Origin of the sequence: Clostridium aquiflavi (genome assembly GCF_031344075.1) — a bacterium.
Classification (GTDB): Bacteria; Bacillota; Clostridia; order Clostridiales; family Clostridiaceae; genus Clostridium; species Clostridium aquiflavi.
In genome coordinates this window covers 1-15,819 of record NZ_JAVJAN010000053.1, presented here as the reverse complement: position 1 = coordinate 15,819, position 15,819 = coordinate 1, and the positions used below count along the sequence as shown (strand labels likewise).

General features: G+C 26.6%; 13 protein-coding genes and 1 other annotated feature. Of the genes, 8 read left to right on the top strand and 5 right to left on the bottom strand.

Annotated features, from left to right (window positions below):
• Positions 1-164: 164 nt before the first annotated feature.
• Complete coding sequence (pyrE, locus tag RGC78_RS14760; RefSeq protein WP_252213108.1) at positions 165-839, top strand: orotate phosphoribosyltransferase; 675 nt, start codon at positions 165-167, stop codon at positions 837-839.
• A gap of 98 nt (positions 840-937) precedes the next feature.
• Here pyrE and RGC78_RS14755 read toward each other — a convergent pair whose 3' ends face one another.
• Complete coding sequence (locus RGC78_RS14755) at positions 938-2,314, bottom strand: DUF2334 domain-containing protein (RefSeq protein ID WP_309556893.1); 1,377 nt, start codon at positions 2,312-2,314, stop codon at positions 938-940.
• Positions 2,315-2,727: 413 nt separating this feature from the next.
• On the opposite strand from RGC78_RS14755, the gene pflB reads away from it, so the two are divergent.
• Both pflB and pflA read left to right on the top strand, forming a co-directional pair.
• Positions 2,728-4,956: a formate C-acetyltransferase gene (pflB, locus tag RGC78_RS14750; protein WP_252213111.1), complete on the top strand. Its 2,229-nt coding sequence runs from the start codon at positions 2,728-2,730 to the stop codon at positions 4,954-4,956.
• 312 nt (positions 4,957-5,268) lie between these two features.
• Positions 5,269-5,976 carry a pyruvate formate-lyase-activating protein gene (gene pflA, locus RGC78_RS14745; RefSeq protein WP_252213113.1) on the top strand — a complete coding sequence of 236 codons (708 nt, stop codon included), beginning with the start codon at positions 5,269-5,271 and terminating at the stop codon, positions 5,974-5,976.
• Between the two features lie 61 nt (positions 5,977-6,037).
• Here pflA and RGC78_RS14740 read toward each other — a convergent pair whose 3' ends face one another.
• Entirely contained in the window at positions 6,038-6,199 is a 162-nt protein-coding gene (locus tag RGC78_RS14740; RefSeq protein WP_252213114.1) for a rubredoxin, read from the bottom strand.
• A 189-nt stretch (positions 6,200-6,388) separates the two neighbouring features.
• Positions 6,389-7,003: a 3'-5' exonuclease gene (locus tag RGC78_RS14735; protein WP_252213116.1), complete on the bottom strand. Its 615-nt coding sequence runs from the start codon at positions 7,001-7,003 to the stop codon at positions 6,389-6,391.
• A gap of 363 nt (positions 7,004-7,366) precedes the next feature.
• Between RGC78_RS14735 and RGC78_RS14730 the strand changes: the two genes are divergently transcribed.
• Together RGC78_RS14730 and asnA are read left to right on the top strand one after the other, a co-directional pair.
• Positions 7,367-8,317 carry an L-lactate dehydrogenase gene (locus tag RGC78_RS14730; RefSeq protein ID WP_252213117.1) on the top strand — a complete coding sequence of 317 codons (951 nt, stop codon included), beginning with the start codon at positions 7,367-7,369 and terminating at the stop codon, positions 8,315-8,317.
• Positions 8,318-8,475: 158 nt separating this feature from the next.
• Positions 8,476-9,489, top strand: a complete 1,014-nt coding sequence (gene asnA, locus RGC78_RS14725) for an aspartate--ammonia ligase (RefSeq protein ID WP_252213119.1) — start codon at positions 8,476-8,478, stop codon at positions 9,487-9,489.
• A gap of 63 nt (positions 9,490-9,552) precedes the next feature.
• Here asnA and RGC78_RS14720 read toward each other — a convergent pair whose 3' ends face one another.
• Positions 9,553-10,521 carry a biotin--[acetyl-CoA-carboxylase] ligase gene (locus RGC78_RS14720; protein ID WP_252213120.1) on the bottom strand — a complete coding sequence of 323 codons (969 nt, stop codon included), beginning with the start codon at positions 10,519-10,521 and terminating at the stop codon, positions 9,553-9,555.
• A gap of 265 nt (positions 10,522-10,786) precedes the next feature.
• Here RGC78_RS14720 and RGC78_RS14715 point away from each other — a divergent pair, with 265 nt between their 5' ends.
• The 3 genes from RGC78_RS14715 (at position 10,787) to RGC78_RS14705 (ending at position 13,700) form a co-directional block, all read left to right on the top strand.
• Positions 10,787-11,830: a phosphodiester glycosidase family protein gene (locus RGC78_RS14715; RefSeq protein WP_252213536.1), complete on the top strand. Its 1,044-nt coding sequence runs from the start codon at positions 10,787-10,789 to the stop codon at positions 11,828-11,830.
• Positions 11,831-11,848: 18 nt separating this feature from the next.
• Complete coding sequence (locus RGC78_RS14710; RefSeq protein ID WP_252226704.1) at positions 11,849-12,880, top strand: dipeptidyl-peptidase IV; 1,032 nt, start codon at positions 11,849-11,851, stop codon at positions 12,878-12,880.
• Positions 12,881-13,034: 154 nt separating this feature from the next.
• Positions 13,035-13,700 carry a site-2 protease family protein gene (locus RGC78_RS14705; protein ID WP_252213124.1) on the top strand — a complete coding sequence of 222 codons (666 nt, stop codon included), beginning with the start codon at positions 13,035-13,037 and terminating at the stop codon, positions 13,698-13,700.
• A gap of 123 nt (positions 13,701-13,823) precedes the next feature.
• Here the strand turns inward: RGC78_RS14705 and RGC78_RS14700 are convergent, their stop codons facing one another.
• The gene (locus RGC78_RS14700; protein WP_252226701.1) at positions 13,824-15,329 is read right to left on the bottom strand and encodes a Ppx/GppA phosphatase family protein; all 1,506 of its coding nucleotides are present in this window, start codon (positions 15,327-15,329) and stop codon (positions 13,824-13,826) included.
• Positions 15,330-15,490: 161 nt separating this feature from the next.
• Positions 15,491-15,721 (top strand) — a binding site (T-box leader).
• Positions 15,722-15,819: the final 98 nt, after the last annotated feature.

The following is a 15,819-nucleotide window of genomic DNA, read 5'->3' as shown; positions in this document are numbered from 1 at the left end:
GTCACATTTACTGCTTGTCTCAATTTTATATTGGGAGCAAGCTAAAATGGGACTATAGTCATTTTAGTATTCCTAAGTTCAATTACTCAGTCCACTTTGCTTATGCATATATAAACACTAGCATATATTAAAATACAGTATGAAATTTGGGAGGAATATAGAAAATGGAAGCATATAAAAAAGAGTTTATTGAGTTTATGATAGAGTGTGGAGTTTTAACTTTTGGAGATTTTGTAACTAAGAGTGGCAGAAAGACACCTTTCTTTGTTAATACAGGAAATTATAAGACAGGAAGTCAATTAAAAAGATTAGGAGAATATTATGCTGAAGCTATAAAGGCAAATTATGATGACGATTATAATATAGTGTTTGGACCAGCGTATAAGGGAATTCCTTTAAGTGTTACAGTTACAATGGCCTTAAGTGATAAGTATGGAATAGATGTAAGTTATTGCTCAAATAGAAAAGAAGTTAAGGATCATGGAGATACTGGAATACTTCTTGGAAGTAAATTAAATGATGGAGATAAGGTTTTAATAGTAGAGGATGTAACAACATCAGGAAAATCTATTTATGAAACAATGCCTATATTAAAAGAACAAGGAAATGTAGATGTAGTAGGACTTGTTATATCTGTTAATAGAATGGAGAAAGGTCAAGGCGAAAAATCTGCATTAGTAGAATTAGAAGAAAAATATGGATTTAAAGCTTGTGCCATAGTTACAATGACTGAGGTTGTAGAGTATTTATATAATAAAGAAATTAATGGAAAAGTAATAATTGATGATGAAATCAAAATTAGAATAGATGAATACTACAAACAGTATGGTGCCAAATAGAAATGAAGAGTAAAAAAACTAGAAGTTACTTGATGTGATTTTAAAGTAACTTCTAGTTAAATTATAATTTTGTTTAAAGGTTAAGATTAGCGATTTTTTTATTTCTTTAATTCTGAAATGTGAATGGTATTATAATTATAATCTTTAATTGCTTTTACAATTTGCTGTAATGGAGAGTTAGTATTATAGTCAATATTCAGTTTATCATTATCTATTTTTAAATTTATAAAATCTAATTCAATTGATGGATGATAAAAGAAACTATTTAAAATCTTTGAATCATTCTTTTTAAGTCCGTTTATTATAGAAGATAAATCATTAGGGTCTGGAACGTATCCTAATGGTGTTGGTACATATAAATTGTTTTTATTGTTGTTGTATAAATTAGAGGTTGAGTTGTCATAAGGTTCGTATATATATTGAAAATATTCTTCAATTACACTTTGTTGAAGTTTTGTATCTCTATAATGTGGACTTTCATAAAAACTTATAGGGATATTTAAGCCACTAGCAACATCAATACCATTTTCAATTACCTTTTTAGTATCTTCTATTGTATTATTTACATCTTTAGATAATTCTTCTCCAACAGCACTTCTATCATTGCCACTTTGGTGAGTATAACCATGCAAACCAATTTCAGCACCTTTATTTATTAAATAGTCTAATAAATTAATAAAACCTACATTATTTATAGTGTTATTTTTTAATAAATCATTATCTATGTTTTCTGTAGGAGCTTTAAATCTAGGAATCCATCCAACATGGAATTTTATTCCTTTAGAATATAAAAGATTAGCCATACATTTTACTTTAGCTTGATTCACATCTACAAAGTTAGTATCACCACATGTAAAATCTTCGAATCTAACCATGGCTACTTTTTGGCTAAATACAATGTTGGATAAATTAGGTTGCTCTAGCTCATTATTTAGCAAACTGATACTTTTTTTATTAAAATCAAATATAGCTATAAGATCAAATATGTCTTCTATATCTGATAGAGATATATAAGTTTCATTATCATGAACTAAAGAATTTCCTCTAAGGCTAAATTCTTTGAGATTTTTTTCAAAGGTATTATTTTTTATGATAATATTTTTATTATCCTTTGTTAGTTGTATTTCATTATTTGAATAATCAGTAGAATAACCCAATATTTTACTTATAGATTTGATTGAAAAATAATATCTTTGAGCTTTTAATAAGGTGGGTATGTTTTTTATAGTTGTTTTATTTAAAATATTTAAAGTAATATCAGGTACATTTTCTATTGGCATATTATCAAATTTAATATTTGATACATATTTAGTTTCAAAATTATTTGTTGGTAATGATTTAGAATAAATTTTATTGTTTATAATTGTTAAGTTGTTCTTAAAAGTATTATTATGGGCAATAAAAAAATAAACTCCTAAACATATAATGATGAATGAAATAAAATAAATTAATGTTTTTTTAAAATTTTTAATCATAAGTATTCCCCTTTTAAATATGTAAATAAAATTAATATATATATATATTAATTATAACATTTGAATGTGTCAAATTTCGAATAAATAAATTAAAATTTTCTTTTCAATTGATAATCATTATAACTTAAAAAACGTTTAAATAGCAATATTGTTAATTTTAGTGGATTCAATTGAGAAAAAAACAACAATCTTTACAATGATTTATTTTATAAAAATGCAAAAAAACAGAGTATAAGTAAATAAATAAGATAATATACAAAATAAGTAAGTGTAGTTGTTTATGAGCATAAAAAAATATAAATTTTAAGAAAAAACAGAAAAAAGCTTTGAATTTACACTAATTTATATTATAATAACATTGAGAAAGATTTAACAAAGTTTTTTCTTGATATATATTAAAAGGAGGCAAAATCATGTTTAAACAATGGGAAGGATTTAAAAACGGTACTTGGCAAGAAGGTATTGACGTAAGAAACTTTATACAAAAGAATTATAAAGTATACGAAGGAGATTCAAGCTTCTTAGAAGATATAAGTGAAAAGACAGCAAAGGTATGGGATAAAGCATACGAATTAATTGTTGAAGAAGTTAAAAAAGGAATAATAGATATTGCAACCGACAGAGTTTCAGGAATAAATAACTATGAAGCAGGATATATAGATAAAGATAATGAAGTAGTAGTAGGACTTCAAACTGATGCTCCACTAAAAAGAATTGTAAATCCATTTGGTGGAATGAGAATGGTTCAAACTTCATTAAAAGAATACGGATATGAATTAGATAAAGATATAGAAAAACATTTTTCAAAATATAGAAAAACTCATAATGAAGGAGTTTTTGATGGCTATACAAAAGAAATAAGACTTGCAAGAAGTGCAGGACTTTTAACAGGACTTCCAGATGCTTATGGCAGAGGAAGAATAATAGGTGACTATAGAAGAGTAGCTCTTTATGGTATAGATTATTTAATAGAAGAAAAGAAAAAAGATCTTGATAATCTTCAAGGGGACATGCTTGATGAATTGGTAAGAAAAAGAGAAGAAGTTTCTATGCAAATTAGAGCTTTGGGAGAAATAAAAGAAATGGCAGCTAAATATGGCTGTGATATATCTAAACCAGCATCAAATGCCAAAGAAGCGGTACAATCTTTATACTTTGGATATTTAGCTGGAATTAAAGAAAATAATGGAGCAGCTACTTCATTTGGTAGAACTTCAACATTTTTAGATATATATATTGAAAGAGATTTAGAAGCAGGATTAATAACTGAAAAAGAAGCTCAAGAATTAGTAGACCAACTTATAATAAAATTAAGATTAGTAAGACATTTAAGAACTCCAGAATACAATGATTTATTTGGTGGAGATCCAACATGGGTAACTGAATCAATTGGCGGTATGGGTATAAATGGAAAGTCATTAGTAACAAAGAACTCATTTAGATACTTACATACATTGATAAATCTAGGTGCTTCAGCAGAACCAAATTTAACAGTTTTATGGTCAGATAAGTTACCAGAAAACTTTAAAAAATACTGTGCAGAAATATCAATTAAGACAGATGCAGTTCAATATGAAAGTGATGAAGTAATGAGACCAATTTATGGTGATGATTATGCAATAGCTTGTTGTGTATCAGCTATGAAGGTTGGTAAACAAATGCAATTCTTTGGAGCAAGATGTAATATTGCAAAATCACTTTTATATGCAATAAATGGTGGTTGTGATGAATTAAAAGGAATTAAGGTAATACCAGGAATTGAAGTAATGAATGATGAAGTTTTAGATTTCAATAAAGTAAAAGAAAATTACTTCAAAGTTTTAGAATATGTTGCTAAAATTTATGTAGATACAATGAATATAATACATCATATGCACGATAAATATGCTTATGAAGCAGGACAAATGGCTTTACATGATACTATGGTAGATAGACTTATGGCATTTGGTATTGCAGGTCTTTCAGTTGCAATAGATTCATTATCAGCTATTAAATATGCAAAAGTTAAACCAATAAGAAATGAAGAAGGACTAGCTATCGACTTTGAAGTTGAAGGTGATTTCCCTAAATACGGAAATGATGATGATAGAGCAGATGATTTAGGAGTAGAATTAGTAACTAAGTTCTCAAATGAACTTAAGAAACATCCTTTATATAGAGATGCTAAACATACATTATCAGCACTTACAATTACATCTAATGTTATGTATGGTAAGAAAACTGGTACAACACCAGATGGAAGAAAGAAAGGTGAACCTTTAGCACCAGGAGCTAATCCAATGCATGGAAGAGATGCAAATGGAGCATTAGCATCATTAAATTCAGTTGCTAAAATACCTTACAATGAAGTTTGCCAAGATGGTGTTTCAAATACATTCTCAATTGTACCAGATGCACTTGGAAAGAGTGAAGAACAAAGAATATCTAATTTAGTTTCAATTTTAGATGGATATTTTGTTCAAGGAGCACATCACTTAAATGTTAATGTTCTTAACAGAGAAACATTAATAGATGCAATGGAAAATCCAGATAAGTATCCAACATTAACAATCAGAGTTTCTGGATATGCTGTTAACTTTAGCAGACTATCAAAAGAACAACAATTAGAAGTTATAAGCAGAACTTTCCACGAAAGTATCTAAGATTAAATAATTAAGGCTATATTTTAAATACTTGTTGATATATTAATAAGTAAAGTGGAAGAATAATTAGTTGAGAATTGAGAATTGAGAGTTGATAGTGGAGAGTGAAGGAAAAAATTCCTCGATGGAATTTTTGAAATTATATTTTTAGAAAGTCTGTAAGACTTTCATCCTAAACTTTCAATTTTTCACTCTCGACTCTCAATATAAAAAGGGCATACCCCCTTTTTATATATACTATAAATTCATAAACATAACTTAATTATACCCCTGTCTTAAATGGCAGGGGTGTAGTTCTAGGAGGATAGAAAAATGGTTAAGGGAAGAATTCACTCAATTGAAACTATGGGATTAGTAGATGGACCTGGAATTAGGGTAGTTGTATTTTTTCAAGGGTGTTCATTAAGATGTAAATATTGTCATAATCCAGATACTTGGACTTATGATGGTGGAGAAGAATATACTGCAGAAGATTTAGTTAAGAAGATAGAGAGATATAAAACATATTTTAAAAGTTCTAATGGTGGAGTTACATTTTCCGGTGGAGAACCCTTAAGGCAACCAGAATTTCTTCTAGAAGTATTAAAATTATGTAAAGAAAAAGGAATAAACACGTGTTTAGATACCTCAGGATTTGGACTTGGAGAATATGATGAAATATTAAAATATGTAGATTTAGTTTTATTTGATATAAAACACTATGATAAAAATGGTTATAAGAATGTAACTTATATGGAAATTGATGAGTCATTAAAATTTTTACAAGGGGTTCAAAATTCTAAAATTCCAATTTGGATTAGACATGTTGTTGTTCCGGGATTAACTGATGGGGAAGAACATATAATAAATCTAAAAAAATATATATCTAATATAAGTGGGGTTGAAAAAGTAGAATTATTACCATATCATCTGCTAGGAAAAAATAAGTATGACGTTTTAAATTTTAAATATCCATTAGAAGGTGTTCCAGCTATGGATAAAGAAATAACTAAAAAATATCAAAGTATTATTGAAGAATAAATAGAAATAAGGAGCTTTAAATTTTAAAAGCTCCTTATTTTTTTATTATATAAAAATAAAATTATAATAATAAAGAAAAGTTTTCTTTTTCGAAATGACATATAGGACAAATCCAATTACAAGGTAGATCTTCAAATTTTACTCCAGGTTTTATATTACTATCTACATCTCCTATTTCAGGATCATATATATACCCACAGATATCACAAATATATTTTTTCATGTGAATTCACCTCATTCAATATAATATTTGTTGATAATAATATAATATTTAGAGGATTATATTAATGTTAATAAATATTAATGTAATCCTCTAAATATTCAATTTAATTTGTTAATAAATATGAATTAAATCTATAAATTAATCAACTGAATGGGTAAATTAACACTTTGAAAGAAATAATTTTAATAATTATTTCTTTTTAAGTAAATTTGTAAAATATCCTCTTGGGAAATATCCTTTTTTTAATCCTTCAGTTACGGTTAAATAAGTTGCAGTTGTATCAAATCTTGCATCATGATAATTACCACTACCTTTAAATAATTTATCAGAAGTTTTAGTGATTTGATCTTTTGTTATTCCAAGAAAATTTATTACTTCTTCTAATTTAGGATTCTTTATTTCACCATTTGCTTTAGGAAGTTTGCAAATATCTCTATAGTGAGCCATTGTACAAAAAGAATGTTTTGGGGTGAAATCTTCACCTAATAAAGATAATTCGTGTTTTAAAAATCTAATATCAAAATTTACATTATGTCCTATTAAGAAATCAGCTTCTATAAAATCTTTAAAGAATTCAGGAACTAAATCTTCAAAATATTGACCTTCTGATAATTCATATAGTTTTTCCAAAGAAAAACCATGGATTTCTTGAGCTGATGGATCCATTTCATCAACTGTAAAGAAGAAATTTTTACCTATTGTTATTTGTGGTTTAGAACTTGCATCTACAGTTATATAACTTAATTGACAGATACTACCTGGCTTAATACTAGTAGTTTCTGTATCAAAAAATAATAATTTCATTATAAAATAATACCTCCTTAGTTTATAAGAAACTTAATATAGTATTTAATACTATAAATAAAGGCATTATTTTAATTAATGCCTAAATCTAATTATATAGTATTTCTAAAGTTTTTCAATTAATTTAACTAAACGATAATTATTATTAAATACTATTGAATTTGATTATTATTTAATGTATACTGACTTAGAAAGAAATAAGAAACCTAATTTCTAAATAATATATTTATAATATTATTTAGAATCAATTTAATAGGAAACAATAATAAAGTATTTTAATATGTTTATAAATTTGTAAAATAATAATTTATAAACGTTTTGATAATAATATATTAAAGAATAGAATATTTAGGAGGACTAGACATGGCAAGAGAAAGAAAACGTAAGGTATCAATTATAGGTGCAGGATTTGTAGGATCAACAACAGCATTTGCTTTAATGAATAGTGGAGTAGCTACAGAAATTTGTATATGTGACATAAATATGGATAAAGCCATGGGAGAAGTTATGGATTTAGTTCATGGAACTTCATTTGTAAAACCAGTTAATATATATGCTGGTAGCATAGCAGAAACTAAAGATTCTGATATAGTTATAATTACAGCAGGAGCAGCACAAAAAGAAGGCGAAACTAGATTAGACTTAATTGAAAAAAATTATAATATATTTAAAGGATTTATTCCAGAAATGGCAAAAGTAAGCCCAGAAGCTGTATTATTAGTTGCATCTAATCCAGTAGATATTTTAGCATATATTACATATAAATTATCAGGATTCCCTAAGGAAAGAGTAATAGGAACAGGGACTGTATTAGATACATCACGATTAAAATACGTTATAGGTAAGTACCTAAATGTAAACAATAATAATATACATGCATATGTTTTAGGAGAACATGGCGATAGTGAAGTTGTAAGCTGGAGTACTGGAAGTATTGCTGGAGAAGGATTTGATGACTACACAAAGAAGTTCTCATTAGAATGGGATGAAGAAATAAGAAGTGTTATTGAAAGTGATGTTAAAAATGCAGCATATGAAATAATAAGTAGAAAAAAAGCTACCTATTATGCAATTGGATTAGCTATAACTAAAATAGCAGAATCAATTCTTAGAGATGAAAATGCTATTCTAACTGTTTCATCATTAATGCAAGGAGAGTACGGTATTAGTGATATGTACTTAGCTATACCTACTATAATTAATAGCAATGGTGCAGTAAGAATAGTAGAGCCAAATATAACTCAGGAAGAAATAATTAAATTACAAAATTCAGCGAATATATTAAAAGAACATGTATCAAAATGTCAAATTTAAATTTTATTTGACAAATTATTATTAATTTATTATACTGAATGAGTGAAATACGGATGTTTAGGAGATCGAGTATGCAAATGCATTTCAAGATCTCCTTTTTACTAAATATTTATTTAAAAAATATAAGTAATATAGAATAATTTAAGGGGGATTTATTTATGAATATTGAAAATGTTATTATTCCAGAAGGATATAAAAGCAAAAATTCATTGATAGAAACAGAAGTTCATATTAAAAAGATTAAAGACTTTTTTGAAAGAGCCCTTGCAGAAAGCTTAAATTTAACTAGAGTTTCAGCGCCTTTATTTGTTGAACCTCAAACAGGAATGAACGATAATTTAAATGGTTCTGAAAGACCTGTAAGTTTTGACGTTTTAGCAACAGGAAAAGATGTGCAAATAGTACATTCATTAGCTAAATGGAAAAGATATAGTTTATATAGATATGGCTTTAATGTAGGTGAAGGCTTATATACAGATATGAATGCTATAAGAAGAGATGAGGACTTAGATAATCTTCACTCTATATATGTAGATCAATGGGATTGGGAAAAAATAATAAACAAAGAAGATAGAAATCTAAATACTTTAAAAGATGTAGTAAAGAAAATCTATACTGTATTTAAAAAAGCTGAAGACTATGCTTGCAAAGAATCAATGGATGAAGAAAAATTTTTACCAGAAGAGATATTTTTTATAACTACTCAAGAGTTAGAAGATATGTATCCTGGAAAAACTGCGAAAGAAAGAGAAGATCTTATAGCTAAAGAAAAAGGCGCAGTATTTATAATGCAAATTGGGGATATATTAAAATCAGGAGAAAAGCATGATGGGAGATCTCCAGACTATGATGATTGGACTATGAATGGAGATATAATCTTCTACTATCCAATTTTAGATAGGGCATTTGAAGTATCATCAATGGGAATTAGAGTTGATGAAAAAGCTTTATTAAGACAACTTAAAGAAGCTAATTGTGAAGATAGAAAAAATCTTGAATTCCACAAGATGTTATTAGAAGGTAAATTACCATATACAATTGGCGGAGGTATAGGACAATCAAGAATATGTATGTTTTTCTTGAAAAAAGCTCATATAGGTGAAGTGCAAGCTTCAATCTGGGATGAAAAAAATCTAGTAGCATGTGAAAATCATGGTATAAGATTATTATAAAAGTACATATTTCAAGGCTCTGTTTTAATACAGAGCCTTAAAATATGTATAGGAAATTATATCTTATATCCTAAAACTAATTTCTCCACTTGTTACAGCTTTCTCATTTCCAGCTGTATCTTTTACAATAAGTTCACCATTATCATTTATACCAATGCAGGTGACTATTTCTTCATTATGATAAGTTATAAGTTTTGCTTTTTTATTTAAAAGATTAGAATTTTTTCTACATATATTTAATACTTCAGAAATATCATTTTTAAAAATAAATTTTTCATAAAGTGGTTCGAAATTGTTAAGAATTTCTGAAAGTATTAAGCTTTTGCTAAAGGTTTTATTGAATTCTAATTTTAATGACGTAGCTATGTCTTTAAGTTCATCTGGAATTTCTTGACTTTCTAAATTTACATTTAATCCTATTCCTAAAACCAAATAATGTATTCTATCTATATCACATTTCATTTCTGTTAAGATACCACATAATTTTTTACCATTAACAAAAATATCATTAGGCCATTTTATATGTACATTAATGTCTAAGTTTAAAAGTGCTTTATAGACTGAAGCAGCTGCAATTTGAGTTATTTTCGAAGCTTCTGAAGGTGGAATATTTGGCTTTAATATTAAACTCATCCAAATGCCATTGGTTGGTGAAATCCATTTTCTATCAAAACGTCCTTTACCTAAAGTTTGTTTTTCAGCAAGTATTAATGTTCCATCACTTATAGTATCATTATCAGCTAGTTGTTTTGCAGTTTTATTAGTTGATGGGAGTTCAGAAAAATATTTTATATCTTTAGCTATTTTTTTTGTTTTTAATAATGGATTTATTTCATTTGGAAATAATGTATTAGGTGAGGATATTAATTTATATCCTTTGTTTGAAATTCCATCTATAACATAGCCTTTATTTTTTAATGTCCTAATATGTTTCCAAATAGCACTTCTTGAAATCTTTAATTCTAAACTTAAGGTTTCTCCAGAAATATATTTAGAAGAATTTTTTAATTTATTTAAAATTTTATTTTCCATAATTAAATATCTCCTTTTAATTCTTTAAGATTATTTTTGTAAGAATAATTATTAACTTGTAAAAACATATAATTATTGAATAAATTATATCATAATAAGAAAAAAAAATTAAAATTATATATAATAAAGATGAATATTGAAAATAATTACTAACATAATTATTGAATTTTAAATTTTCGTATTATATAATTATAAAGATAGTCTGATTTTAATTTACATATGGTTATAAGTACTTTTAGAAATGAAAAAAGAAAGGAAAAATTTCATGGATAAAAACATAAAAAAGCAGAAAAAAGCTGTAAAGGCTAGACCAAACGGTTCTAAAAAAAGGAAAAAAAGAAAGAAGGTTTCTTTTAAAGGGGTTTTAGGATTTTTAATATTTATGGTTATTTTCACAGCTTGTACAGGCCCTTTTGTACTTTTATATGGCCCTTTTGAAAATGCAAAAAGAACATTTGTTGGAGCTGCAATGACATCTATGAATCATCAATTTTTAGCAACATGGTTTTTATCAGATGAAAAAATAGCTGAGATTTTAGGTACTTCATCAGTTGATGAAACTTCTGAAAATACAAATGTTAATGAAGTAGAAATACCTAAAGTAAAAGATTCTAATATTGAATTGCATACAATAGAAAATCCTAAATATAATGGATATCTTTTAACAATAAAAGATCCAACTAGAATAAAAGTAGGATATACTTCTAAATTAAATGTAGAAGGAGAAACTACCTCTCAAATTGCAAAGAATAATAATGCAATAGCAGCAATAAATGGAGGTGGATTTACAGATAGTTCTTCAACAGCTCAATGGACTGGGAATGGAGGACTTCCAACAGGAGTTATAATGAATCAAGGAAAGGTAATTTTTAATGATAAAAATGAGAATGAAAAGACTGATTTATTAGGAATTACAAAAGAAGGTAAATTAATAGTAGGAAATTATTCTGTAAATGAACTTAAGAAGTTAAATATAGAAGAAGCTTTAAGCTTTACTCCAACTTTAGTTGTAAATGGTAAAATGACTCCAATGGCAGGAGATGGCGGTTGGGGAGTAGCTCCAAGAACTGTAATAGGTCAAAGAGCAGATGGCGCAATCCTCCTTTTGGTTATAGACGGTAGAAGTGCAACAAGTTTAGGTGCTACATTAAAGGAAGCTCAAGAAGTAATCTATAAATGTGGAGCTGTAAATGCTATAAACTTAGATGGTGGAAAATCAACAACAATGTATTACAATGATAAGATAATAAATAATCCATCAGATAGCTTAGGAGAAAGAGCGATACCAACAGCAATTATTGTTGAGTAAAAAGGAGAGACAAAGATAATGAAAGTTATTAAAAGAATAATTTCTTGGGCAATACTATCTCTAATATTACAATTTGCTGGTTTGTTCATTTTAGATAGTTTTGTTTTTAAACATTCTTCAGATTTTAAAATAAAGAAAGTAGAAACTGATGTAGCAGATACTAAGAATGTAAATGCAACTATTCCAGATGGATCAGAAGATGTAAAAATATCTTATGATGGAAGATATTTAACTTATAATTATAATAATAAAGTATACATAGAAGATACATCAACAAATGAAAAAAATGAAATTAAGACTCAAGATGGTGGAGATATAATGTATTATAAGTGGCTATCTGATAGAGATAGAATAGTTATAGCAGAAAAGACTAATATAGATGATGAAGAGAAGATAAAGCTTGTAACATATGATCCAACTAATAAAGTTCAAAGTGATGTAAGTGAAGTATGTAGCTATAAAAGTAATATGGAAGTAAAAAAGATAAGTGTTTCAGTTCTTACAGGAGTGTATTATGTTGATGTAGACAGAGGTGGAATGAAGAATACTGTTTATAGAATAGACATAAACCATGATTTAACAAGAGTATCTCTTAAATCTGATGTATTAGGTAATATGGATGTTATTCCACGTTACGATAGATTGATTTATGAAGATGAGGTTAACAACACTTTTTATGCAACAAGTCCTAGTAAGAGACTAGTAATCAAATCAGATAAAGAATTGGCATTACTTGGAATTGATGCCGAAGGTGTTATATATATTGGCGAAATAACAGCGGATAAAGTTTCGAAAATAATATATGGTACAGTAGATGAGGATACATCATCATGGAAAAATTTAGACTTAACTGAAGTGGTAAATCCAAAAGATATGTATTTTAATAGTAAAAGTGAAATACTAATTAATGATAATCTTCAAGGAATAGTAAAAAATCTTACTACAGGAAAAGAAATGTCATATGACGGAAAACTAGTTGAAATAAAAGAAAAGTTTGTAGCAACAGTTGTAGATGGAAAATTATCATATACTAGTTTAGTAGAGGAATAAGAAGTTTTATAAATGAAATTATCTCTAAGACATTGATTTTATGCTTTATTAGTCAGAAATTCAATTTAGAGATAGTTTCATTATTTTTTATAAAAAAAATTGTTTATGACAATAATGTCAAATATAAATAAAATTTAAAATAAGGAGAAAACGTATGTATAGTATTGAGTTTAAAATGCTTTTGGATAAATTGTTTGATTTAATGGTATTAATACCAGCAATTTTAATTGCATTTACATTTCATGAATATGCTCATGGAAAGGTAGCAGATGTATTGGGGGACAAGACTCCTAGATATGAAGGTAGATTAACATTGAATCCTGTTGCGCATATTGATCCCATGGGATTTCTGATGATATTATTATTTGGATTTGGATGGGCAAAACCAATTAGAACTAATCCATCTGCATATAAAAATTATTATAAAGATGATTTAAGAGTTAGTGCTGCTGGAGTATGTGCAAATTTATTAGTAGTATTAGTAACATCAATATTATTTGGAATCTATGCTAGATTTGCAATTAATGTGTTACCTGAATCTTATTATAGTGTCATTTATCTTATGATTAATAAGATTATTCTTATTAATATTAGTGTTGCAGTATTTAATTTATTACCTATACCGGGATTAGATGGATTTAAAATATTAGAAGATCTGATGCCAAAGAAATTTTCTATTATAGGAGAGAAATTATATAAATATCAGATGTTAATATTACTAGGCATAATATTTTTTGGAGGCTTTATAATTAATATTCCAGTTAAATTTTTATATATGAAAGCTCTTAATTTAGCAGTAATTATAATGTCGTTATTTTAATTTAATGTAATGGGTATTATGAAATATTAAGTTATTCCGCCCACTTTTCTTATGCATATATCAACACTCTACCAAAATAAAAATGAGTTCGAAAATTTCATTACATTTTCGAACTCATTTTTATTATATTTGTTTTACTTCTAAATTTTTTCCATAAATATCTTTAAATCTATCTTTAAATTTAAGTACTTGTTTTATTTCTAAATCGATATTTAAATGAGAGGATAAATTAATTAAAACGCTATCTTCTTTTATATCAATGCTTAAATAGTCTACAGCTCTTTCAAGACTTAGATCCAAATGTTCAGCAATCATAAGAAGTATATTAATAGAATTAATAGCTTTTATATCTAATTTATTTATTATTGAAAAGAAAGGTGGCAGTGCTACTTTATCTCTTTCATTATGAGTAGCAGCAATAGCAGCACTCATGAATAGTTCTCTATGACTAAGTCCATTAATGTTGGAATTTAGTATTACATAAAAAGAATGTTTATGATGATGATAATAATCTATACTAACTCCAGAATCATGCAACAATGTAGCAGTTTTTAATACATTATTATATTTATCTCCTAATTTATGAATAGGCTTTAATTCATTAAATAGAGTTGATGTTATGTTAAATACATGTTCAGCGTGTGCTCTATTTATATTTAAATATTCAATTATACCATTCAAATTATAATCTAATATATCATCAATAGGCTCATAATGATTATTTATATATTCAAACATTATACCTTCTCTTAATCCACGACCAGATATTATAATATCATCACATCTTACTTTTTCAATTATAGTATTTAGTATACTTAATCCCCCAACTATTAAATCAGATTTTTCTACTGATAAACCATCTATTTTAGTTCTCTGCTTAAAGTCTTTACATTTTATTAAGTTATATATTTTATAAACATCATTTTCATTTAACTTGTAGTTGTGTAAAATATCAAAAGGATATCTTTTTTTAGCTTTATCAATTTTACAAAGAGTTCTAGCTGTACTACCAACAACTATTATAGATTCGAAATTTTCTTTTTTTAACCACTCAATGTCATCTAATATACTTGTTAAAGACAATATGGCTTTTTCTAGATTTTCATAACACACTCTATCTTGTAAATTGTATTTGAAAGTATAAGTTAAGGCCCCTAATGGAATTGTAGTATTTTTCTCTATTTTTCCATCTTTAACCCAAGTTAAATGAGTACAAGATCCACAAATATCTACAATAAGAGAATTATTTACATACATACTTCTTGTTACCCCTAAGTAACTATAATATATTTCCTGCTCATCTGATAATAAGTTAACAGTTATGTTAAACTGATTTTTTATTTTTTCAAGAAATTCATTACAATTAGATGCTTTTTTTAAGGTATAAGTAGCAACTGCTATGATTTCTTTTACTTCTGAAAAAGTACATAATGATTTAAATGAACGAACATTTGCTAGTGTTTCGTTTATTTTACTATCAGATATTTTATTATCATCTAATAAATCTAAAGCAAGTTTAATATCATTACTAGATTCTCCGATAACCTTATAATATCCATTTTTCATTACATTCATTAATGTAAATTTAACTGAATTAGAACCAATGTAAATAACACCTATTTTTTTCATTTTATAACTCCTTAAAGTACTAATATTCATTTTAATTCTTAAGATTAATATTATCATTATACATCATTTGAAAAGTAATTCATATGATGAGTTATTTATTTTCTATTTTTAAGATTGACAAATTTAAAGCTGATTTGTATAATAAATGAAGATTAATATGGAAAAGTTCTGTGAAAAGAAGAGTACTATAATTGATTCTTAAAGCGAGTAAGGGATAGTGTAAGCCTTACAAGATAGATTAATAGGAAGAGAGTCTTGGAGAAATCACCTGAAAAGTTTTAAGTAGGGATGATCGTAATAACTTGCGTTAAAAGTTAAGTGGTATCTTTATGATTTAAGTTAAATTATTAAAGATACAATTAGAGTGGTACCGCGGATAATTCGTCTCTTATTTTTTAGAGAGGAATTTTTTTTATTCTTTAGGAATTTATATTATTAAAAAATTTGTGGATAACTTTTAAAATAATGTGTTTTAAAGGTATTATGAGTA